This is a genomic window from Maribacter dokdonensis DSW-8 (assembly GCF_001447995.1).
GTDB classification, from domain to species: domain Bacteria; phylum Bacteroidota; class Bacteroidia; order Flavobacteriales; family Flavobacteriaceae; genus Maribacter; species Maribacter dokdonensis.
Map to the genome: position 1 here is coordinate 83,152 of NZ_LDPE01000003.1, position 24,299 is coordinate 107,450.

Genomic DNA, 24,299 nt, shown 5'->3' on the forward strand with positions numbered 1-24,299 from the left:
AATATCGGTTTTAATGACCTTTTATTCTTTGTTCAAGGAGTTAGAGAAAAGCCATGGTAGTAAATCTGGTTCTGTAAAAGCAGGATCCCAACTATTATGGTTGGCAAAATCATATAAGGTAAACCGGGGGAAAGCTCCCTCATGTAGTAAAGCACTAACCATTTCCATTGTTTGTAAAGGGGCAACAACATTATCATGAGCACCATGAAATGCCCATACAGGAATTTTCTTCGCGTAATTTGTTGCGTAAGTTGCGTCGCCCGCTCCACATATTGCAATTGCGGCAGCAAAACGGTCCGGTTGTCTTGCTAAAAGTTCATAGGTGCCCATACCGCCCATAGAAAGCCCCATGACATAAGTTTTGTTTTTATCTACAAAGTCTTCTTTTTCATAATTTTCCAATAATTGCAGCACAAGGTCCATTGCCTTGGTTGGTCCTTTTTTAAATTGAAAGTCCAATTGAACAGGGTAGTTGCTACGATTTACGTTTACCTGAGCCCAATAATCATCTTTAGGGCATTGTGGCATAATAACAATTGCGGGAAATTTGGTTCTATTGTTTTGATCAAGAAATAAAGCACTACCATGTGTTAATTGTTTTTGGTTGTCATTGCCTCTTTCACCTGCACCATGTAAAAATAAGATCAACGGATAAGTTTTTTCCGTATCAAAATTTTCTGGGTATAGCATTCGATATGGCAACGTATCACCTTTTACGATCAATTCTTTCTTTTCAAATAAGCTGGTATCTTGTGCAAAAGCTGTATAGCTGCACACAAGAATTATGGCGAGAAGAAGCAAGTGTTTATTTTTCATACGTAAAACCTAGTTTGTTAAGACCGTTTTGAATGTCTTCATTCTGCATAAAAAGATTCCAAAGTAAGCCCGTTCTGTAGTTTTCTATCATTATGATTTCAGGTCCTTGGTCAATTGCCAAATAGGCTTCCGCAACCCAAAAATTGTTTTGCGGACTAAAAGCATCATAAAATCCTGCAGGTCCCAATAATTTATCTTTATGCTGATAAAAATAGCGTAGCGCTTTTAGGGATTCTTCCGGAGTGTAAGGAATGGAGCTTATAGCCGCTGTTGGAGATATTATGCCTGTGTCATTACTTGGGCTATGTGCGTTATACCCTAAAGTGCCATCTGTGTTTCTGGAGTAGCTAGCCGTTAATCCCCAGCAATTTTCGCCATAATCAATGAAATTTTTAGGATTTTCTACGCAGTACAGATAATTGATTTTAGCATGGTTGATGGCCGCAGTACCATAATCAACAAATTCGTCGTTCAAGTTTTGTGGCCGCAGCCCTAAATAAGAATAATGCGAAAAAAATAATGGTCCGCCATTAGGGGAGTTTCCTGCGTGATCCACCACTAATGGAATATTATATGCACTGGTAGCATCATTAATAGCCCCGTTAGATGCCCAACCGTTGGTATACACCTTTTTTTCAATGGAATATTCAGGTGAAGCGGCAGCCATTATATAGGCAATCATTACTTCATTATACCCTTTAAGTTCTAAGTTGATATCAAAACCAAAATTGGGACTCCAGTGCCAGTACAGGCTATTTTTATCTTGCGTGTACCAGTTCCACTCAACCCCTTTCCAAAGGGTATCAGCTTTATTCGCTAAAGACTTTTCGGTATCGTCACCATCTTTAAAATATTCTTTAATGCAGATCAAGCCTTGCGCCAAAAATGCAGTTTCTACAAGGTCGCCACCATTATCCATTTCGCTAAAAGGTCTAACGGTACCATTGGTGCCATCTAGCCAGTGTGGCCACGCACCGTGAAAACGATCAGCAGTTTCCAGAAAACTTAAGATTTGATCAATACGTTGTACAGATTCGTTTCTGCTAATAAAACCTCTTTCTGCTCCGATGATCAATGCCATTAAACCAAAACCTGTACCGCCAATACTAACTGTATTTGGGTCGTTAGATGGTTCATTGGGATGAAAACGTTCACGTGCCGCACCAGAGTTTGCTTCGGCATAATCCCAAAAGTATTTGAAGGTTTCTCGTTGGGTAAGGTCTAAAAGTTCCTCATCCGTAATTTCGGGTACTTCAGGGTCTGGTTCTGGCTCTGTTGGTGTTTCCGGTAGCTCAGATTGCCCAGTTGGGGCATCGGGTTCCGATGAGGAGCACGCCATTACCGTCATCGTTAAGATTCCCAAGAATATAGCGAACGCCTTTTGGAGTGCTTTCTTTTGGTACCTATGTCGGTTTTTGCCCTTCATTTTGTAGATGCTACTGAAAATCCTAATTTATCCAACCCGTTAATTACGTCTTTGTTGGTCATAAAAAGCATCCAGAATAATCCGCTTCTATGATTTTCTATCATCACCGGAATAGGACCTTGGTCAATAGCTAAATATCTAGGCAAAACCCAGTTTTTTTCCAAACTAAAGGCGTCATATGGACCGTATTTACCCACAAGCGTATCATGGTTGGTGTACAGGTTTCTTAAAAATGCCATACTTTCCTTAGGGGCATATGGCATGGAAGACAGTGCTGCAGTTGGGGAAATAACGCTGATATCCCTATCTGGTCTATGTCCGTCATATCCTTTAATAGAATAGCTAGACGTAAGCCCCCAAAGGTCTTCTCCGTACCCTTTGAAATTCTTAGGGTTGTCAACGGCATATTTGTACTGTATCATGGTATGATTATGGTTCAATTCCCAGTAATCTGCATATTGGTCTTTTAAACCTTTTGGGTTTAAACCGGTAAAAGAATAGTGAGCCCAGAACATAGGACCTACGGGAGATGCATCACTTTCATAATGATCTAAAACGGTGGGTAGACCGTAAAAAGTGGTATCTTTTGTTATAGCGCCATTTCTAGCCCAGCCTTTGTCATAAACTTCTTTTTTGATAGGATGGGTAGGAGATGCCGCTGCCAAAATGTACATGATCAAAGCTTCGTTGTACCCACCTACTGGGAAGTTCATATCCCATTCATACTCCGGGGACCAGTGCCAGTACAGTACGTTTTCACCTTTGGTGTACCAATCCCATTCCACCTCTTCCCATAGTTGTTGTATGTGTTGGGCAAGTGCTTGTTCACGTTCATTACCGTCTTTAAAATATTCTTTAACGGTCAATAAGCCTTCAATAAGAAATGCGGTTTCTACCAGGTCTCCTCCATTATCTTTTTTGCTGAACGGAGTCATTTTACCATCTGGAGTAAGCCAGTGTGGCCATGCGCCATGAAAACGATCGGCATTGTCAAGAAAATCTACAGCTTTTTCCAATCTTTCAAGACCCATTTCACGTGTTATGAATTCTCTTTCAATACCAACTAAAATTGCCATTACACCAAAACCTGAACCACCTATGGTAATAATATCCTTGTGGTGGGTTGGATAAATATCATCTAAGTGAATTCTTTCTCTTGCCAGCCCTGAAGTAGGTTCTGCACCTTCCCAAAAATAATTGAATGTCTGCTTTTGTATGGAATCCAATAATTGTTCATCCGTTAATTTGATATCTTCTTTTTGCTTGTCTTGATCTCTAAGTTTGGACTTAGAGGATTGACCATTGCAACCCACTAACAAAGTCGCAATGGTCATTGAAATTAAAAATAACCTCATAAAATCTACTACATTAACTAATTTAAACTAAACTATTATCGTGCTTAAAGACCTGCTTGTCTTATATCTTGAATTTCTTGTTGGGTCAGTGCTTTGTTGTATAATCTTAGCTCATCAATAAAACTAAGGTCAAAACCATGTCCCCATTCTGTAAACCTTGGAGCGCCTGAACCTATGGATAATAGATCACAACCTGTCCAATCTACGCCTGTAAAATCACCTTGGGAAACTACTTCTCCATCAAAGTAAACAACACATTCATTACCGGAGATGGTAAAAGCCAAGTGCACCCAGTCTGTAGTAGTAGGATCCAGTGCAGCCGCATCGCCACCATCAAACCAAGATTCACCGTCACCATTACCCACATTCAACTTAAATACTTGTCTTGTTGCATCACCTTCCCTAAAGAATCGGAATCCGTTTGTGCGTTTGTTCTGTACATCTGGGTAACCTGCGTTGTCCACATCTTCTGGACCCATAACTAAGATGGAACCTCTTGTTGGGTCTGCATTCAATTTGTACCATAATGTTGCACTAAATTCTTCTGTAGTAAGTGCTCCGGATTCATTCGTTGGAAACGTTAAATAAGAATCTGCTGCACCGGCATAAGCATTATCACCTTCTACGCTTTCACCTGCATAACCAGGTGTACCTACAACGGTAGCGTCAATGTCTCTAAAACGTTCGTTGTAACTACCATCAAAAGGCATATAGAACATTTCACCATCAAAAGTAGGAGGGTAGGAAGAAACGAATTCACCAGAGTCATCTGCCATTATTTGTTGAACTTCATCTTGAGAAATTGCTCTGTTGAAAATACGAAGTTCATCCATTAAGCTTTCATCTGACAAGTGACCCCATGCTGTAAAGTTAGGGGCGCCAGACATGATAGAAAGCACGTTAACATCTGTCCAATCAATTCCGCTAAAAGCACCTTCACTGGCAATTTGACCGTCAATATATACTACGGCTTCAGCACCGGAAATGGTAAATGCGAAGTTTACCCATTCTCCTGAAGAAGGATCTACGTCTGCAGCCTCGCCGCCATCAAACCAAGTACCTGCATCACCAGAACCTACATTTAATTTAAAACGTTGATTGCCATTAGCATTTTCGCGGAAAAATCTAAATCCTTTAGAAAGGTCATTGTCTGCGCCATTCACTAGAGGCGCACTCATAGTCAATACACCTGCACGATCGGGAGAACTGTTGATTTTCATCCAAAAGATAGCACTGAATTCTGCATTCTTGAATCGATCAGGGTCTAAGGTCAAATACGTATCGGTTGCACCTTGGTAAGCGCCGTCTCCAGCAATGTTATCTTCACTAATAGAAGGGGTACCAAATTCTTCGGCTTCTTCAAAACTGATCAGGTCAACATACGCGCCATCAAAAGGCATATATAAAATTTCACCAGGATATTTAATAACATAGGCTGGCTCTTTTGTAAAATTGACAGTGCCGTTAGTAGTTTTACCATCTAGGTCTGTGGCCGTTACGGTAAGAACATGATCGCCATCCGCTAATTGATCATAAACCAAATCATCAACTACCAACCTTCTGTAATCCAGAAAATCAGCATAGCTTTTAATAGTTGTTCCATCTAAAGCAACGTTGACAGAAGCTAATTCTATATCATCTTGAGCTTCAAATTTTATGGTAATAGTTGCTAATTCTTCATTAACTTTTACTGCCAAACCTTCTGTTGGAGATGTAATGGTAATGCTAGGAGCCGTTTCATCTGCGCCTGGGTCAACTTCGGTAAGAGAATCTATACCATCTTCGCAGGCTACCAAAATAAAGGCAGCCAACCAAAAGGTAATAATGTGTTTAAAATATTTCATTGTAGTTGGTTTTTAGTTTGCTATTTCACCTAATATTGGAAACTCGTCTATCTGATCTTGATGATAGGTTACAAAAGCCTTGTCTTCCGTAAATGTTCTGCCATCAAAACTTAGTTCATCATACCTGCCCAAGCGTACCATATCGAAAAAACGCTTTCCCCATTCCATTGAAAGTTCTGCATATTTTTCATCTACGATCTGATCAAGGGTAACACCGCTTAATGGAGCCATATTTGCTCTTGCCCTTACTTGGTTTACCGCCTCATCTGCAGTCATTACAGAATTATTGGCACCTTGAACTAGAGCTTCGGCATACATTAGTAATGTTTCTGAGTAACGAAAAACAATGTTGTTCTTGTTACTGCCATAAGCCGTACGGCCAGGTATTAATTGATTGGTAGGTAAATAGTGTTTTCCACTTGAAAATATGGAACGAACCGTTGAAGTATTTTCATCACCATCCCTGGTAATGGGAGATACAAATGAAGGTAGCGTTTCCGAGGTATAAGGCGTAGTAGCGATCAAACTGTCTATACCCTTTTGACTAAAGAAAACCGAAGTTTCCAGACGATCGGTCTCGCCCCTGTCCAACATGAATTCTATATATTTTAAGCTAGGTTCAAAGAATCCCCAGCCATTACTAGAACCATCAACCTCCGGATTCCATGAGTTTGGACCATATGGAGCGTACAAGTGGCTTACCCTATCACCCTCACCATTGCCGAAATCCGAGTATTGAAATTCAAATAAATTTTCGTCGCTTAGTTTACCGGGAGTTTTAAACAGTTCGTAATAATCTGGGAACAAACTGAACTTGCCAGAAGCAATAATTTCACCAGTTGCATCAGCTACGGCTTGGTAGTTTTTTAGTTCTTGATTTGCCTCTGCCTTAATCATTAAACCGGTGTACTTGGTAACGCCGCCAGGTAGGTCAGTTCTTTCATTTGGTCTTAGGTCAAGCAAGAACGGAATTGCTTCGTCCATTTGATCGGAAATGTGTTGCATAACTTCATCTTTACTAGGTACGGATGTTACGTCTGCAAAATCATTTAAGTTTGATGAGGTAGGAATGAATACCGAACCATACACTTGTGATAGTTGAAAAAGCAGCACGGCACGTAAAACTTTTGCCTCGGCGATATATTGATTGCCTAAAGCGATGCCCTCATCATCTGCAAACTCCATATACCTCTCTATCTGCTCCATACCGGTATGTGCACCTATGATATCGCCATAATACGTTTCCCATAAGGTTCTTGATCCAAAAAAGGAGTTGTCGTACACGTAACGGTCTTGATTTTTTAGACCTTGTTGGTCACCCGCTGCGTTGACATCATCACCTCTAGTGGCTACCACTAGTGGCTGTTCCCAACCTCTATCTGCAACAGATTGGTAGACTCCGATCAATGAAAAAATCATATCATCGGTTTGGGAGAAATCGGTTCCTCCCGCAAAATTATTATTCAGTTCCGGTTGATCCAGATCGTCTGAGCAACCTATTAGTACAGTACCTAGAAAGGCTAAAAGCACTGTTAGTTTGTTAACTTTTATATATTTCATAGCTGTATGTTTAAATTTTAATATTTACGCCAAAGGTGTATACACCAGGTATAGGATAGGTCTGTGTATCTCTACCATCAGAAACTTCAGGAGTAAATCCGTTATAGTTGAAGAATGTCAATGGACGCTCTGCAGTGATATAGAATCTAATATCAGGATTGAATTTGCTATTAAGTTTTGGTAGCGTATACCCTAATGTTACGTTCTGTAGTCTTACAAAATCTCCCTTTTCAACAAAAAAACTGCTTAAGAATTGGTTGCTCCAAGGATTTCTGATTCCTCTTGCCGATGGATAGCTATTGGTACTACCGGCACCGTTCCATCTATTTACGGCGAAATCTCTATCTATATTGGCATCTGGTGTCTGGCGAATGGCAAAACGTTTTTGGTTGGCAATGACATTACCGCCTTGACCAATTACATTTAAATTAAAATCCCACGCTTTATAATTCATTCCAAAATTGAATCCGAAAGAATATGTTGGAAGATATGAGCCAAGATCCACTCTATCTTGGGCATCAATTACCATATCTCCGTTTTGATCAACGAATTTTAAATCTCCTGGTGCTACGGTTAAACCATTTGCAATTGCAGCCTGTGCCGCAGGATCCGATAAAATTTCTTCATCGGTCTGGTAAACACCGTCTACTTTTAGTCCGAAGAACGGATTAATGGTGCCGCCAACAACGGTACGTTGGGCAGTGTCGCCACCGGAAGTTAGATTTTCTTGTCCCGCTAAGTCCAATACCTCATTATCAAGAGTTGAAAAATTACCCCCAACACTAAAATTAAAGTTGTCCGATACTTTCTGATTCCAATTGGCAACTATTTCAAAACCAGAGTTTCTAATAACGCCCACGTTCTGTCTGGTTTCGCCTGGTACTAACAATCTAGATACCGGTATAACCGCATCACGAGTTTCCCTTACGTAGTAATCAGAATCGATCGTTAATTTATTATCGAATAATCTGGCGGTTAAACCTACGTTGGTTTCTGCAGTAACCTCCCACTTTAGGGCTTCAAAATCACTGCTGGTTACTAAGCCTGGATAACGAACATCACCAAAGGCAGCATCTACGGCTTCAGATGTAATTCCGCCGGTACTCGAGTCTACATTGGCATTACCCAATTCTCCCCAACTGGCTCTTAATTTTAAAAAGTCTATTATGTTGCTGTTCTCTAAAAAAGATTCTTCAGATAGTACCCAACCCACACCAACGGTAGGGAAATAGCCCCATTTTTCTTGGTATTTACTAGTACCGTCAGCTCTAAATGTTCCATAAATAAGGTATTTGCTGTCATAGTTATATGCAACACGACCAAAGTAAGAGAAGAAATATTGTCTAAGGCCGTCATCACCAACACCAGCTACATCAATAGAATTGGCAAGATCTAGAAAATAAGACTCATCACCAATACCTGGTCCGTTAGGGAAATTAAGACCTTTTGCCTCTAATTGCTCATAAGAACGGTCTCTGTAAGAAGTGCCTACCAATGCCGTTAGGTTATGTTTGCCATAACTATCGTCATAGGTTAATGTGTTGTCCCAAGTTTGCTCGGAGAAAGTGGCATTTCTTTTCACCAATTCAGCATTTTCCCTAAATGCGTTACCATTTCCGAAAAAATAAGGTAAGTCTACCTCTCTAGTTTCGGTAGTTTCAAAGTTGTGGTAAAAAGCAGTTTTAAGTGTTAGTTTATCCGGAACTAATTGATAGTTCAGGTTAACCGTAGTCAAGGTATTTCTGATCTTGTCTCGGTTCTCGGTATTTTCCATTATAGGAAAAGGATTCTGCGTACCTCTGTATCCTAAATCTTGTGCATTCGCATAAGGTTTAGGGTATGCATCTGTTTTAGAAGGATCTAGTACAGGCATTGTAGGCGTTGCATAATATGCCAAAGCAAAAGCCGTGTTTTCCGGTCTATAACTTGTAGCATTGCTAAAAAGGGTAGAGATACCAATATCTAAGCGATCGGTAATATCCACATTTACCTTAGACCTAATATTGAACCTTTCGTAATCATTCTTCATGTTCAAAATACCTTCTTGTTCAAAGTAGTTTAAGCCTAATGAATATGTTACGGATTCCGTACCACCGGCAACACCAATACTATGGTTCTGTTGCAGGGCATGACGCAAAATTAAATCGTACCAGTCTGTGTTGACATCTGGTACATTTGGGTTGATTCTACTTCTTCCATATCGTTGTATGGCATTTTCAATAGACTGTGCTTCGGCAGCAGAACCAGATTCTCTTGCCAAGGTGGCGAACTGTTCGCTGTTTGAAAGTGTAACCACATTTTGTGCTATTTGTACCCCTTGGTAACCATTATATGTAATTTCTGGTTTTTGGTTGATTTTACCCGATTTGGTTTCGATCAAAACTACACCATTAGCGGCACGTACCCCGTATATTGCGGAGGCAGAGGCATCCTTAAGAACAGAGATAGTTTCAATATCCTCTGTATTAAGAAAATCGATGTCATCGAAAAATGTGCCATCAACTACATATAGTGGGTCAGATGCGCCACCCACATATGATCCAATACCACGAACCCTAATTGTTGGTCCTGTACCGGGAGCTCCGCTACTTACTACCTGAAGACCTGCCACTTTACCCTGTAAGGATTGCATGGCCGCACTCGTTGGCGTTCTAGTGATATCTTCTGTTTTAATGGTCGTAATAGATCCAGTAAGATCTGCCTTTTTCTGAGTACCGTAACCCACGACAACCACTTCATCTAAAGTTTGAGAATCTTCAGATAAGCTGATGTCAATAGTTGATTGACCGTTCACCAAAACTTCTTGGGAAGAGTAGCCAATGTAACTGATTACTAGAGTACCATCACTAGGTACATCGTTTAAAACATATAGACCGTCAAAATCAGTTTGGGTTCCTGTAGTAGTACCTTTAATTATAATACTTGCACCAGGTAATGGTTGACCACCTTCGTCAATAACAGTTCCCGAAACCGAAATTCCATTTTGCGCAAAAACCGCCAAGTGGGTCATTAAAATGCAGAATGTTAAAAATTTGATTCCTATTTTCATAATTGTTTAAAAATTGAGTTGTAAAATTATCAAGTTGTTAATTTTGATAGCAAGTTATCAAAACAAGGAGCAGTTAAATTTTATTGAACTACATAAAAAGTACATCAATAGTGTGTAGTGCGTGAAAAGCCTTGATTATGGGGTTTTGCAGTAGTAAATGTGTTAATGGAAAAGTAAAAATTAACGTTTTGATGTAGTAATGATGTAGCTAATTAACGCATTCTTAATACGAGTGGTGGTTGTAAAAACCATTAATTGATGTTTTATTTAAATTTAATGAGGTAATTAGATAGGTTTTGCGAGCTGTCTATATTCAATTTTTTGCGAAGACGATATCTGTGGATCTCAACACCACGAACAGAAATACCCATTAACGGAGCAATCTCTTTTGTGGTATGATTCATTTTGAGATAAGCACATAATCTTAAATCCTTGGGTGTTAATTTTGGATATTTCTTTAAAAGATTTTCAAAAAAATCTTCATGCAGTTCTTTAAAACTTACTTCAAAATGTTTCCAGTCTTGGTCTTCATCCAAAGAGCTATCAAGTTTTTTAGATAGCGACTTAAAGCGCTGTTTGTTGCTAAAGGCTTCTTGATTTAAAGCGATCATATCTTTTAGCTCTATGATCAATTCGTTCTTTTTGGCAACACTCATGGTGGTTCTTGCCAGTTCTGTCTGTTTTCTCTTAATTTCTTTTTCTAATTTTTCTTTCTCTATTTGTGCCAAACGTTCATCTTGTTCCCGTTGCATTTGAACCTTTAGTTGGTTATGCTTTTTAGTCAATTTTTGCCTATTATACCAGCGGACTAAAAGAATGGCCGCAATAATCAATAGTAGATAGCCCAATAAACTCCAATTGGAAAAATACCAAGGCCTCAAAATTTTAAATTCAATAATCTTTGGGGCAGATAGTTCATTACCAATACTAACGGTATGAACTTTTAACGTGTAATCTCCAAAGGGTAAGTTTTGAAGTTGAATTGTACCATTATCCAAATAGTTAGACTGATCAATTGTGCCCGTAAGTTCATAGAAATAGGTATACTGTTTAATACTGCCAGCGGAGACATTAATAAGTAAAGATTTGGATTTGTTAAAGGGTATTTTAAAACTTGAATTATTTAATAGATACGTTTCTTTTTCATCTTGAAAAGAACTTAATCTGGGTATTGGTAATGCTACATTTTTTAATTCATTTTCAAATTTATTCAAGTTAAGTTTTCCAAAACCGTCGGTAAGGGTAAAATAGTATATGGAATCATTATAGTTTACTATGGTTTCCGTTTCTATAGCAAGTCTTTTTCTAAGAAGGGCATCATCTAATGTAAATTGATTATCACCAAGGTCTGTATGAATAATTTTTTTCTGATTATCATTATCAAAAAACCAATAACTTGTTGAATTATAGTTGACAAGATCCATATTTACATAATCTTTAAACTCTTCAAATTCAGATATAATATCAGCTATTGGATCATATTTGAACCAATTACCTTCACTAGATAGTATAATTTGGTTTTTAATATTGTACAATTTGATGTTGTAAGTGTTGGGTATGGCACCAGTTTTAATTTCTGTTGTTGCCAGCACTTTTGTGTGCGTACCGTTCATGGTTATTTTAAAAAGCCCTTTATATGGATGTGCCGCCCATAAAGTTGTAGCGTTTTCAAAACATAATTGCTTTACGGGAAAGTCAATGCCGGTGATACGGCTGGTGATCCAATTTCCGTTTTCCCTCTTTTTAAAATTTGCTAAACCGGTATATGTACCCTGAATATAAGAAGATTGTGTTTCAGGGATTTTGGCTATTTGATACCCCCCGGAAATGTCGGACACTTTGTTGAGCTTATCATTTTTTAAAATGAAAGTACCTGTGTTATGACCACAGAATAAATCTCCGTCTATAATTTCCAAATCCCAAACATGCCCCTGTGATCCAGGTACAAATTGCAACTGGTCATCCTTAAAATGATAAATACCGGTATTACTGCCCAAATATAGCTCGCCCTCATGGTCTACAAGATCATAAACGGTACCTAAAACACCTGAATGGTCGGTATAATAAGTAATAGGGTTTTTCAATTGAATTTTATCTATACCATTATCTAGACCCAGCCATAATTGTTCTTTATAATGCAGCATGGCCAAAACGGTATTGTTCTGCAGTCCCAGTGCTTTGTTGAGGTTTTGAAAGGTATTGTGCTTAACATCATACGTATAGATGCCGTTTTTAATAGTGCCAAATGCAATTGTATTTTTGTCGAGAGACAATACTTTGTTCAGTTGGTGGTCTTTCAGCTCGTTGTTTATTGAGTCGTCCAATGGAGCTATTAGACCATTGGTGAGCATATAACAACCATTAAGTTTGGTGCCGATAAGTAGATCGTCTCCAAAGGAAACCATATCTACAATAGTTTTTCCTTCCAATATTTCCTGAGATTCCAAGGGAGCAAGTGTATTGTCTTTAATACGATATAATCTACGTTGTTCACCGGCAACAATAATCTCGTTTTTATACTTGGCAATATTTGTAACAACAAAAGGAGCATCTAAAACTGTTATTTCATTGTTTCGGTAAATATATACGGTTGAAAATGACCGAAATATGATGGTATTGTTAAGAGGTATTATTTGCCAGAACTCCTCGTTTGTAAATTCGTGTTCTTTTATTAAATGGGTTAAAGAGGTGTATTCTAATGAACCGTATGGATTCATTTTCCAAAATCCGAATTCTTCATAAGAGCCGGTATAAATTTTTCCATTTACATATGCGGTTGAGCGTATTATCGTTTTATTGGGCAGTTTGTTTAGTGTCCAACTTTCGCCATTAAAGTGAAGCAAGCCTATGTTGTTTGCCACATATAATTCACCGTTCTCATCAATAGTTAGTCCCCAATTTTTACTAGCGGCATTGTATTCATAGCTACTGTAATTCTGAATTGGAGGGGAAAGGTTTTGCCCATTACTCCACAAAGGAATAATGCACAAGGTGATGATAAGAAATAATCTAGTTTTCATCTTTTAGATAAACATGTTTAATAAGGAGTCATTAAAGGTAAGTTAAACCAACCTTCAATAAAACTTAATGAAAATAATATAAAGTTTAAGGGTGCTAATTTGAAATTGGACAAAAACCCTTTAGGAGAATTCACTGCATAAAAAAACCTCTGAAATCTCAGAGGTTTTTGTTTTAGTAGCGGGGACTGGACTCGAACCAGCGACCTTCGGGTTATGAGCTCACCAAAAACTTCCGTTTTCCCCGTTTTTATTGACTTGTAGTAATGAAAACGTGTACGTTTCCGTGTACGCAGATTATTTATCAATTTTAAATAAAAATAGTGGTATTTTTTAACTTTCGATTTATTTGTTAATGTTATTTCTCCACAATGTTCGTTTATCGTTGATTGAAGTATTTCAACTATTATAAATATCTAAAATTTATCGTTTTCTATAATATTGTGCATCCCCCATCAAATCAATAATTAAAATTTATCATAATGGGGAATACTCTTTCCAAAATTCTGTTTTTCACTTTTATAGTTATTTTTTTTTTAAATTCATGTTCAACCGATGAAATCGAGAGGTTTAAATTGTCAACTTCTGTTCAACCCGAAGAAAGTGGAACGGTGTCACCTGCTGACGCTGAATTTTCATCAGGTTCGGAAATAAAAGTAACAGCAATTAGTAAAGAAGGTTATGTATTTAGAAATTGGGCGGGAGCATCTTCGGATACATTAAGTATAATTACTTTAATGATGAATTCTGATAAGCAGCTTACAGCTATTTTTGAGAAATCGGATATTGATGGTGATGGTATCTATGATAATATGGATTTATGCTCAGATACACCCAATGGAGAGGAAGTCAATGAGAGTGGTTGTTCTCTTTCTCAATTAGATAGTGATGGCGATGGTGTTTTTGATGATATTGATCAATGTGGAAATACACCTGAAGGTGAAGAAGTGGACGACAATGGATGTTCTATATCTCAAATAGATAATGATGGCGATGGTATTTTTGATGATGTAGATTTATGTCCAAGTACTTTTCAGGGAGAACAAGTTGATGATAATGGATGTTCACTTTCTCAATTAGATAGCGATGGTGATGGTATTTTTGATGACGTAGATCAATGTTCTCAATCACCGGAAGGTGCCGAAGTAAATGCCGACGGTTGTACTGAAGGTGAAATTGATGGTGATGGAGTTACTAATGATAAGGATACTTGTCCAAATACTCCTTCAGGAGAACCAGTAGATGAAAATGGTTGTTCATTTAGTCAGACAGATAGCGATGGTGATGGAGTAACAGATAATGTAGATGATTGCCCCGATACACCTCCAGGTGAGATTGTAGACGGTAATGGTTGTTCTGTTAGCCAATTGGATACTGATAGTGATGGTGTAAACGATGATTTGGATGAATGTACAAATACTCCTTCTGGAGAATCTGTGGACGAAAAAGGATGTTCACCTTCTCAATTAGACGCTGACAATGACGGTGTAAGTGATAACGAAGATGAATGTCCAAATACTACAGAAGGAGAAGAGGTAGATGAAAAAGGATGTTCAGAAAGTCAAAATGATACTGAAGCACCTTCTGTAGTATCTCAGTACGTAACAAATCTAACGGCGACTTCATTTAAAATTATCGCGGAGTTGTCGGAATATTCAATGTTTAAGGTTGATTATGGTAAAGTTAGTGGAAATTATACAGACAGTAGTACACATGAATTGTCATTTAACTATTCAACCCATGGTAAGGAATTGACAGAGCTTACTCCAAATACTATTTATTATTATAGGTTTGAAATGGAGGATAAATATGGGAACCAATCTTATTCAATTGAATACTCAGAAACTACTTTAAGTTTAGATGAGGATAGTGATGGAATAATGGATTCTGAAGATGATTGTTTGAATACGATTATGGGAGTGCCCGTAAATAGCAATGGTTGTCAAATTACTTTCATACCAGATGATGAATTTGAACAAGGATTAATTTCATTAGGTTACGATGATATTTTGGATGATTATGTTTTGACTAATAATATTTCAAGTATTACCGAGTTTACATTTGATACCCAATTTGGCTATTACCCAGATGATTTTACAGGTTTGAAGGAGTTTTCTTCGCTTCAAAAGCTTGTTATTAATTGGAGGGATAGATTTAATGAAGCTACTTTGGATTTAAGGGGAATGGAAGAATTAACATCTATTTCAAGTATTTATGGACCTGCACATTTACTTTTAGAAAATAATAATAAATTGAAAAATATAACCATGATTTCTCAAGATGCACCAGTCAGTGTTCCATCCCCTGATTTTAGTCAGGCACCAAATTTGGAATCAGTTGGTTATGATGAAGTTTTTAGTGATTATTTTGATTTTACTAATAATTTAAAATTAAAAAGTATTTATTTAAAAGATGGTGGTTATAGATTAAGCGACTTATCTAAAAATCCTTTATTAGAAAGTATAACTGTTTTTTTTACGGCTGCTCTTTATAGCGGAATAGAAAATTTAAATAATCCTAATCTTAAAAATATTGATATTTCTAATTATTCTAATTCAGAATTTATCAATCTCTCTAAATGTCCGGCATTAGAAAATATTTATTTTGATAATAGTAATTTAATCGGAATAGATTTAAAAAATGGGAACAATGAAAAATTGGTTTCAATTAATATTGAATTCGAAGATTTTTTAAACTGTATTGAAGTAGATGACCCAGTATATTCAGAAAATAATTGGACAGGTAGTCAATATCGTTTTCCGAATGGAACCACGTTTTCTCTTGACTGTGGATATTAGATAAAATTGAAATTAAATTTAAAGTAATAAATAGAAAAAGCCACTGATAATTCAGTGGCTTTTTTTCTTAGTAGCGGGGACTGGACTCGAACCAGCGACCTTCGGGTTATGAGCCCGACGAGCTACCTACTGCTCTACCCCGCGATATGGGTTCTTATCTCACTTGTTTTGCAACTTCAGGTCATTAAGCTGACGAGATAAAGGTGTGCTACTATTCGTAGCGGGGTGCAAATATACAATACATTTTCTCTATTTTCAAAACTTATTTAAAGAATATTTTTTGGGAGCATTATCTTTTAAAAAACTTTAAATCCATAACTTCGGTTTTTTACAATTTTATGGATACAATTAACGACTTTATAGCCAATGCCCTGCCGTATACGGAGTGGCCAATGTTTCTTTTGTTGATAGGCGGTGGACTCTTTTTGGTTTTTTATTCCAAATTAATGCCCTATCGTTTTTTCGGTCACGCTATAGCAATTACAGCAGGTAAATATGATAATTCAAATTCAAAAGGTGAGGTAAGTTCTTTTCAAGCGCTTTCGGCTGCAGTTGCTGCTACAGTTGGCTTGGGGAATATATCTGGGGTAGCTATTGCCATTCATGATGGTGGACCTGGAGTGGTGTTTTGGATTTGGATGACAGCATTAATAGGTATGTGTATCAAATTTTATTCTTGTAGTTTGGCAATTATGTATCGTGGTACAGATTCAGACGGTAAATTACAGGGAGGCCCCATGTATTATATAACTAAAGGATTGGGTGAGAAGGCAAGACCTTTGGCTATTTTCTTTGCGATATGTGGTCTCTTTGGCTTTTTGGGTGTGTTTACTGCCAATCAGTTCACGGAAACATTTATGAGTGTAGTAGAACCTGGTTCCAACATCATTGAAATGAGTGATGAGAATTGGAAATGGACCATTGGTTTAATACTGGCCATTATTACTTCGTTTGTCATATTTGGTGGATTGACAAAGATTGCAAAGGTTGCCTCAGCCATAGTGCCATTTATGGTCGCGGTATATTTAATTGCCGTTATAGCGGTTATGGCGATGAACTCTAGTCAAATATTCCCAGCTCTGAAAATGATATTTACGGAAGCTTGGAACTTTAAATCTTTAGCTACTGGCGGATTTTGGGGATTGGTAATTATTGGTGTCCGTAGGGCAATGTTTTCAAATGAGGCAGGTTTAGGTAGCGCGCCAATGTATCACGGGCAATCAAAAAACGATGAGCCTATTCGCGAAGGCTTGGTGGCTATGTTGGGGCCGTTTATAGATACCATTTTGGTATGTACATTTACGGCAATCGTAATTATTCTCAGTGGAGCGTATTTGGAAGATTCTAGTGGAATTGTAATGACCTTATCAGCTTTTGAAAGAACCCTGTTCGGTTGGGGAGATATATTGTTAATGGTAATAGTTACGGCATTTGCACTATCCACTTTGTTTACCTATTCCTATTACGGAGTAAAATCTTTATCCTTTTTGACCAATGCTAAAATAGGTAAGTTGTATAACTGGTATTTTGTGATTATGATCGTTTTTGCGGCAGTGGCCTCTTTAGAGCTGGTAAAGAATTTAATTGATTTGTCCTATGCCTTAATGGTAATACCTAATATGATTGCCGTACTTTTGTTGGCTCCAAAGGTAAATGTGGAATTGAAGAAATACATAATAAAGTTGAAGGATGGCAGATCATAGAGCAGGCTTCGTAAATATAATAGGAAATCCAAATGTTGGTAAGTCGACATTGATGAATGCTTTTGTGGGTGAAAAATTATCCATAATAACATCAAAGGCGCAAACTACTAGGCATCGTATATTAGGTATTGTGAATGGAGACGATTTTCAGATGATTCTTTCTGATACTCCTGGAATTATAAAACCTGCCTACGAACTACAGAGTAGTATGATGGATTTTGTAAAATCTGCTTTTGAAGATGCCGATGTGTTACTTTATATGGTAGAGATAGGGGAGAAGGCTTTAAAAGATGAAACTTTTTTCGAGAAAATTAAAAACAGTAAAATTCCTGTTTTACTATTATTAAATAAAGTAGATACAGCTACCCAAGAATTATTGGAAGAGCAAGTTCAGTATTGGCAAGACTTATTACCTACGGTAGAGTTGCATCCAATTTCAGCATTATCTAATTTTAATATAAAGGGAGTTTTTGAACGTATTGTTGAGCTACTTCCAAAATCGCCTGCCTATTATCCTAAAGATCAGTTAACTGACAAGCCAGAACGCTTTTTTGTGAATGAGACTATCCGGGAAAAAATATTACTAAATTATAAAAAGGAAATTCCTTACGCGGTAGAAATAGAAACCGAAGAGTTTTTTGAAGATGAGTATATCATTCGTATGCGTGCTGTAATTATGGTTGAGCGCGATTCTCAAAAAGGAATTATCATTGGTCACAAAGGGGCAGCCTTAAAGCGCGTTGGCGTAGAAGCTAGAAAAGATTTAGAGAAATTTTTTGGTAAGCAGGTTCACATTGAACTCTACGTGAAAGTGAACAAGAATTGGCGAAGCGATGCACGTCAATTAAAGCGTTTTGGCTACAATAAATAGGGGTAATTAAAAATTTTAGATAAAAAAGAACTTTTTATCTAATCTGGGGTGATATATGAACCCTTTAGTGTCAGGTATTTGCATCAGAAGTCTTCTGCTTATTGACTTTATCCGACTAATTTTTATCTTAAAGTACGCTTTAATTCTTCAAGTTGAAAAGAAAAGCCTATTTTTGAATTATCGATAAACTGTCATAAAACCCCGATGAAATGCATAACGTGATAATTTTTGGTGCCTCTGGGCACGGTAGTGTTGTTTTGGATTGTTTAGAGAAAGAGGGGGAGTATAATGTAATTGGTTTTGTAGATTCTTACAGGGTAAAAGGGACAATAGTTAATGGTTATCAAGTTTTAGGTAGTGAATATGACTTACCATTTTTAATAAACAGATTTAATGTTAGAGGTGGAGTTGTTGCCATAGGCGATAACTGGACAAGAAAGCTTGTTGTGGATAAAATTTCAAAAATAGCACCTAATTTTAATTTTATAAATACCATTCATCCTAGTGCTAAAATTGGTAAAGATGTATTGATGGGCTGTGGGAATGTAATTATGCCTGGGGCAATAATTAATTCAAATTCACTTATTCATGATTTCTGTATACTTAATTCGAATTCTATTTTAGAGCATGATTCTGTAATGGAGAGCTATGCCAGTTTAGCTCCATCCTCATGTTGTGGAGGAAATGTTTTTCTTGGTAAGTTTTCTTCAATTTGCTTAGGAGCTTCATTGGTAAATGGAATTGAGATTGGACAGCATACCGTTATTGGAGCTGGGGCTTTAGTTGTTGATCATTTTGGAGATAACGTTATGGCTTACGGGTCACCAGCAAGAATTGTCCGAAAACGGTCAGTTGGTGAACCTTATCTATCCACTCCTAAAAAGCGGCAACTTTCTGAAAAGGAATCTTTTGAAGTGATCCCGTCTAATCTCTCTGTTTAACTTATGGTGTAAATGCCAGTTTAAATATTACCTTTGCTCCAAATTTAAGCTATGGGTGCTATTGTTGCCATTGTAGGGAGACCTAATGTAGGAAAATCAACATTTTTTAATAGATTAATTCAAAGACGCGAGGCTATTGTAGATGCCGTTAGCGGTGTTACACGTGATCGCCATTATGGTAAAAGTGATTGGAACGGAAAAGAGTTTTCAATTATTGATACCGGCGGATATGTTGTGGGTAGTGATGATGTTTTTGAAAAGGAAATTGATAGGCAAGTTGAATTGGCGATCGAAGAAGCTGATGCCATAATTTTTATGGTGGACGTTGAAACTGGTGTTACCGGTATGGATGAAGATGTAGCCAAGTTACTTAGAAGAGTGAAAAAGCCTGTTTTTTTGGCGGTCAACAAGGTTGATAATGCCAAAAGAGCGGAGGATGCTGTTGAATTTTATTCTTTAGGCCTTGGTGAGTATTATACCTTATCTAGTATAAATGGAGGTGGTTCTGGAGAATTGCTAGATGCCTTGGTAGAAAAGTTGCCAGATGTTGTGGAAGAGGAGAGTGATTTGCCAAGATTTGCCGTTGTTGGTAGGCCCAATGCGGGTAAGTCTTCTTTTATTAATGCATTGATAGGGGAGGATAGGTACATTGTTACTGATATTGCTGGTACTACAAGAGATAGTATCGATACCAAATACAATAGATTTGGGTTTGAATTCAACTTAGTAGATACGGCAGGTATTCGTCGTAAGGCAAAAGTGAAAGAAGATTTGGAGTTCTATTCCGTTATGCGTTCGGTTAGGGCAATTGAGCATTGCGATGTTTGTATTTTAATGTTAGATGCAACAAGAGGTTTTGATGGTCAGGTAGAAAATATTTTCTGGTTAGCACAGCGTAACCATAAAGGGATAGTTATTCTTGTGAATAAGTGGGATTTGGTAGAGGATAAAGAGACCAATACTATAAAGCACTATACCGATAAAATTAAAAAAGCTATTGAGCCATTTACAGATGTGCCAATTCTTTTTGTTTCGGTATTGACAAAACAACGTATTTTCAAGGCAATAGAAACTGCAGTTGAGGTATATAATAATCGTAATAAAAAGATTATTACCCGTAAGTTCAATGAAACAATGTTGCCAATAATAGAGAATTATCCGCCGCCGGCGTATAAAGGTAAATTTGTTAAGATTAAATTCTGTACGCAATTACCAACTCCATATCCGCAGTTTGCTTTCTTCTGTAACCTGCCGCAATATGTACGTGAGCCTTACAAGCGTTATTTAGAGAATAAGATACGTGAGGAGTATGATTTTACTGGTGTCCCTATTACGGTATTTATGAGGAAGAAGTAAGGTTGCTAAGAAATCGAGGTGTTAGAATTTAAAAATAAACTCTAATCATTAGATAAGGAAATAAGAAGTGGTCAAATATTTTGCGCAGCAGAATTTTTTGACCATTTTTTTTGGAGTTTTAACCAACAACCCACCCCTAGCCCCTCCCGAGAGGGGAACAGTTTCTAACTTGAATTAAAGATTTTGAATAAAACAGTCCATGTACTTCTTATTGTGACAAAAACTCTTACTATCGAAACCTGCAACTAAATGCATATTTCGCCCCTCTTAGGAGGGGATAAAGGGGTGGGTAATAAAATGTGTATGATTGCTGTATAATTATATACAATAGACCTAAGCCTAGTTGTTACTAGAAAGCGAATAGATATAAACAGGCTTTAATATCTCTGGATATTGAAAATGAAGCCATTTGTATTAAAATAAACTACCATCCGCCAGAAGCACCGCCACCGCCAAAGCCGCCGCCACCGAAACCTCCTCCGAATCCACCGCCACCAAAGCTTCCGCCTCCGCCGCTACCGAATCCGCCACTAGAACCACTAGAACGTCCCATATTACTTAGAATAATCATATCCCAAGGACTAAGACCCCTGCGTCTTCTACCGTTATTTCCGCCGTTATTGTCGTCGTTTTTGCGACTCCAAAGTATAAAGAGGATTACGAGAAAAATGATAAAGGGTAAAAATGAGGAGAAAGGGGATTTACTGTTATTTCCAAAGGTTCTGTCTTCTTCAAATTCACCATTTAAAACTTGAAAAATAACATCTGACCCTTTATTTAGTCCACCATAATAATCCCCAGCTCTAAATTCTGGAAGGATTACTTGTTCAATAATGCGTTTTGATATAGCGTCTGTAAGTAGACCTTCTACACCATACCCGGTGCTAATAGCAACTTTTCTGTCGTTTTCGGCTAAAATTATGAGAATACCATTGTCTTTGCCTTCTTGACCAATTCCCCATTTTTGCCCCCAGTTGGCACCCAAATAATTAATGTTTTCGCCATTAGTGCTCGCAATAATGGTTACTACAATTTGGGTAGAAGTGCTGTCCGAATAACGAACCAATTTTTGGCTAAGGGCTACTTTCTGCTGGTCGCTCAATAAATTGGTGTAATCATAGACACTGGTCTGTAATGCCGGTTTTTCAGGGATTTCAAACTGACTCCATGACGGAGTGCACCAAAGAAAAAGAATTACAAGGCTAACCTTTAGATATCTCATTGCTTAGTTCGTTGGTGTCATCTGATTGCCAAGGAAAATGGCTTCTTAACTCTTCGCCAGCTTTTAAAACACCAGCTACTAAACCTTCTTTAAAAGCTCCTTTCTCAAAATGTGTTTGAATGCTATTTCTAGTAGTTTGCCAAAAGTCTTTAGGTACTACATTGTCAATACCCTTATCACCACAAATTACAAACTTCTTATCGTGTACGGCTACATAGATAAGAACTCCGTTTTCTTGTTTGGTGTTGTCCATTTTTAATAAATGAAAAACCTCTTTGGCTCTCTCGTAATGGTCTTTGTCTGTATGTGCTTCAATATGCACTCTAATTTCACCAGAAGTATTTTTTTCTGCTTCAAGAATAGCGTTCACTATGTCTTGCTCTTCTTTGGCGGTTAAAAAATCTTCTACCTTGGACATAAAATATCAATCAAATTCAAAATTTACGTCTGGTGCATTTTCTGATCCTGCATCAGCTTTATAATATGCTAGCTCATCAAAGTTAAATATGCCTGCCAAAATTGAATTTGGAAATTTTTTGATGTGAAGGTTATATGGTTCTACGGTTGCGTTAAACCTATCACGTGCTACGTTTATTCTATTTTCGGTGCCTTCTAATTGAGATTGTAGTTCCAGAAAATTTTGATTTGCCTTTAAGTCAGGGTAGCGTTCAACGGTAACCAATAATCTACTTAGTGCACTGCTTAATCCACTTTGCGCTTGATTGAACTGTGCTAATTGCTCTGGGGTTATATTAGTTGGGTCAATGCTTACCGAAGTTGCTTTGGATCTTGCCTCGATTACATCGGTCAAAGTACCTTTTTCAAAATCAGCGGCACCTTGTACTGTTTTTACTAGGTTGCCTATAAGGTCGTTTCTACGTTGATAGGCACTTTCAACATTTGCCCAGGTTTTTGTAGAAGTTTCTTTTAACGCTATTGCTGTGTTGTTGAAACCTACGCCCCACTGGTATAGTCCAAACGCTATTACAGCGATTACGATTAATGCGATTAGTCCTTTTTTCATAATGGTTGTGTTATAATTGGTCTTTAATTTTATTTAGTTCCGCTTTTACGCGCTCCAATTTTTGAATAATGTCAAAATTGGAAAGTGTTTTTTGCTTTTCTTCTTTGAGGTGGATTTTGGCGCCATCAAGAGTAAAACCTCTTTCTTTTACCAAATGATAGATAAGCTGAAGGTTTTTAATGTCCTGTGGCGTAAATTTTCTATTTCCTTTTGCGTTCTTTTTTGGTTGAAGTACATCGAACTCTTTTTCCCAAAAACGAATTAACGAGGCGTTTACACCGAAAGCACGGGCTACTTCACCAATACCATAATATCTTTTTTCTGGGAGGTCTATCTGCATTAATCTAATGATTGGTTTTCTTGATTAGCAAATTTAAGCATGTTTTCAAACTCTTCTGGAGATAAACTTCCGTAATAGAAATTAATAGGGTTTATACGATCTTTATCTTTCCAAACTTCATAATGTAAATGTGGAGCTTCCGATCTACCTGTACTGCCTACAAAGCCAATTAAATCGCCTCGTTTTACTTTTTGACCCTTCTTCACGTTATACTGGCTTAAATGCGCATAAAGGCTTAAATACCCGTAGCCATGCTCAATACGTATATGTTTGCCGTACCCTGATGAATTATTATCTGCTCTGGTTATTTTACCGTCTCCAGAAGCATATACCGGTGTGCCTTTAGGTGCGGTGAAGTCCATGCCATAGTGCATTTTTCTTGCTTTCGTGAAAGGATCTGAACGCCAACCATAACCTGAAGCCATGCGGGTTAAATCTTCATTATTGATAGGCTGTATGGCGGGAATGGACATCAATAATTTTTCTTTTTCTTCGGCAAGTTTTGTGATTTCATCTAAAGACTTAGACTGTATGGCCATTTGTTTTTTAATAATATCCAGCCTTTTGGTGGTAGATATTATCATCTCGGAATTGTTGAAGCCCTCTAAAGATTTATAACGGTTAATACCTCCAAACCCTGCTTTACGTTGCTCGTCGGGTATTGGATTTGCTTCAAAATATAAACGGTAGATATTGTTGTCCCTTTCTTCAATATTGCCCAGAACTTCTTCAATCTGTTCCATTTTTTTATTCAACAGTTCATATTGAAGCTCGTAGTTCTTTACTTCCCTTGACAAAGAAAGTTCTCTAGGGGTGTTTACGAGATTGGTGTTCAGTAATAGAATTAAACCTAACAGACCAAAAAGGCACGATCCCAAAATAAAGAAGGTTATATTTCTATAACGTTTAGATTTTTGGGGTTCTATTTTACGGTACGACAGCGTATCTGGGTCGTAATAGTATTTTACCTTAGACAT

Annotated in this window: 17 protein-coding genes and 2 tRNA genes; 5 read left to right on the forward strand and 14 right to left on the reverse strand. The window is 37.5% G+C overall.

Going from position 1 to position 24,299, the window contains the following annotated elements:
• Window positions 1-21 precede the first annotated feature (21 nt).
• The 8 genes from I600_RS14115 to I600_RS19230 form a co-directional block, all read right to left on the reverse strand.
• Window positions 22-816: a carboxylesterase family protein gene (locus I600_RS14115; protein ID WP_058105209.1), complete on the reverse strand. Its 795-nt coding sequence runs from the start codon at window positions 814-816 to the stop codon at window positions 22-24.
• Window positions 806-2,155 (reverse strand): glucoamylase family protein, encoded by a 1,350-nt coding sequence (locus tag I600_RS14120; RefSeq protein ID WP_058105355.1) that lies wholly within the window; start codon window positions 2,153-2,155, stop codon window positions 806-808. Before I600_RS14120 ends, I600_RS14115 begins: the two co-directional genes overlap by 11 nt.
• A gap of 83 nt (window positions 2,156-2,238) precedes the next feature.
• Complete coding sequence (locus I600_RS14125; protein WP_058105210.1) at window positions 2,239-3,597, reverse strand: glucoamylase family protein; 1,359 nt, start codon at window positions 3,595-3,597, stop codon at window positions 2,239-2,241.
• A gap of 44 nt (window positions 3,598-3,641) precedes the next feature.
• Complete coding sequence (locus tag I600_RS14130) at window positions 3,642-5,441, reverse strand: LamG-like jellyroll fold domain-containing protein (RefSeq protein ID WP_058105211.1); 1,800 nt, start codon at window positions 5,439-5,441, stop codon at window positions 3,642-3,644.
• Window positions 5,442-5,453: 12 nt separating this feature from the next.
• On the reverse strand, window positions 5,454-7,001 hold the full coding sequence (locus I600_RS14135; protein ID WP_058105212.1) for a RagB/SusD family nutrient uptake outer membrane protein: 1,548 nt from the start codon (window positions 6,999-7,001) through the stop codon (window positions 5,454-5,456).
• Window positions 7,002-7,011: 10 nt separating this feature from the next.
• Window positions 7,012-10,050, reverse strand: a complete 3,039-nt coding sequence (locus I600_RS14140; protein WP_058105213.1) for a SusC/RagA family TonB-linked outer membrane protein — start codon at window positions 10,048-10,050, stop codon at window positions 7,012-7,014.
• 263 nt (window positions 10,051-10,313) lie between these two features.
• Entirely contained in the window at window positions 10,314-13,070 is a 2,757-nt protein-coding gene (locus tag I600_RS14145; protein ID WP_058105214.1) for a helix-turn-helix and ligand-binding sensor domain-containing protein, read from the reverse strand.
• 176 nt (window positions 13,071-13,246) lie between these two features.
• Window positions 13,247-13,316 (reverse strand) — tRNA-Ser (locus I600_RS19230).
• Between the two features lie 233 nt (window positions 13,317-13,549).
• Here I600_RS19230 and I600_RS19595 point away from each other — a divergent pair.
• On the forward strand, window positions 13,550-15,865 hold the full coding sequence (locus tag I600_RS19595) for a thrombospondin type 3 repeat-containing protein (protein ID WP_058105215.1): 2,316 nt from the start codon (window positions 13,550-13,552) through the stop codon (window positions 15,863-15,865).
• A 71-nt stretch (window positions 15,866-15,936) separates the two neighbouring features.
• Here the strand turns inward: I600_RS19595 and I600_RS14155 are convergent.
• Window positions 15,937-16,009 (reverse strand) — tRNA-Met (locus I600_RS14155).
• A 194-nt stretch (window positions 16,010-16,203) separates the two neighbouring features.
• Between I600_RS14155 and I600_RS14160 the strand changes: the two genes are divergently transcribed.
• The 4 genes from I600_RS14160 to der all read left to right on the forward strand — a co-directional run bounded on the left by I600_RS14160 (window position 16,204) and on the right by der (window position 20,736).
• On the forward strand, window positions 16,204-17,568 hold the full coding sequence (locus tag I600_RS14160; protein ID WP_058105216.1) for an alanine/glycine:cation symporter family protein: 1,365 nt from the start codon (window positions 16,204-16,206) through the stop codon (window positions 17,566-17,568).
• The gene (era, locus tag I600_RS14165; protein WP_058105217.1) at window positions 17,555-18,439 is read left to right on the forward strand and encodes a GTPase Era; all 885 of its coding nucleotides are present in this window, start codon (window positions 17,555-17,557) and stop codon (window positions 18,437-18,439) included. The genes I600_RS14160 and era overlap by 14 nt, the downstream gene beginning before the upstream one ends.
• A 209-nt stretch (window positions 18,440-18,648) precedes the next feature.
• Entirely contained in the window at window positions 18,649-19,380 is a 732-nt protein-coding gene (locus I600_RS14170) for an acetyltransferase (protein WP_058105218.1), read from the forward strand.
• 51 nt (window positions 19,381-19,431) lie between these two features.
• Window positions 19,432-20,736 carry a ribosome biogenesis GTPase Der gene (gene der, locus I600_RS14175; protein WP_058105219.1) on the forward strand — a complete coding sequence of 435 codons (1,305 nt, stop codon included), beginning with the start codon at window positions 19,432-19,434 and terminating at the stop codon, window positions 20,734-20,736.
• 424 nt (window positions 20,737-21,160) lie between these two features.
• Here the strand turns inward: der and I600_RS14180 are convergent, their stop codons facing one another.
• From I600_RS14180 to I600_RS14200, 5 genes are read right to left on the reverse strand one after another with little or no spacing between them, the layout of a single operon-like run.
• On the reverse strand, window positions 21,161-21,958 hold the full coding sequence (locus I600_RS14180) for a TPM domain-containing protein (protein WP_058105220.1): 798 nt from the start codon (window positions 21,956-21,958) through the stop codon (window positions 21,161-21,163).
• Complete coding sequence (locus I600_RS14185) at window positions 21,939-22,376, reverse strand: TPM domain-containing protein (protein WP_058105221.1); 438 nt, start codon at window positions 22,374-22,376, stop codon at window positions 21,939-21,941. Before I600_RS14185 ends, I600_RS14180 begins: the two co-directional genes overlap by 20 nt.
• A 6-nt stretch (window positions 22,377-22,382) precedes the next feature.
• The gene (locus tag I600_RS14190) at window positions 22,383-22,982 is read right to left on the reverse strand and encodes a LemA family protein (protein ID WP_058105222.1); all 600 of its coding nucleotides are present in this window, start codon (window positions 22,980-22,982) and stop codon (window positions 22,383-22,385) included.
• A gap of 10 nt (window positions 22,983-22,992) precedes the next feature.
• Window positions 22,993-23,322 (reverse strand): MerR family transcriptional regulator, encoded by a 330-nt coding sequence (locus I600_RS14195; protein ID WP_058105223.1) that lies wholly within the window; start codon window positions 23,320-23,322, stop codon window positions 22,993-22,995.
• Window positions 23,322-24,299, reverse strand: coding sequence for a M23 family metallopeptidase (locus I600_RS14200; RefSeq protein WP_058105224.1), 978 nt, complete (start codon window positions 24,297-24,299; stop codon window positions 23,322-23,324). The genes I600_RS14195 and I600_RS14200 overlap by 1 nt, the downstream gene beginning before the upstream one ends.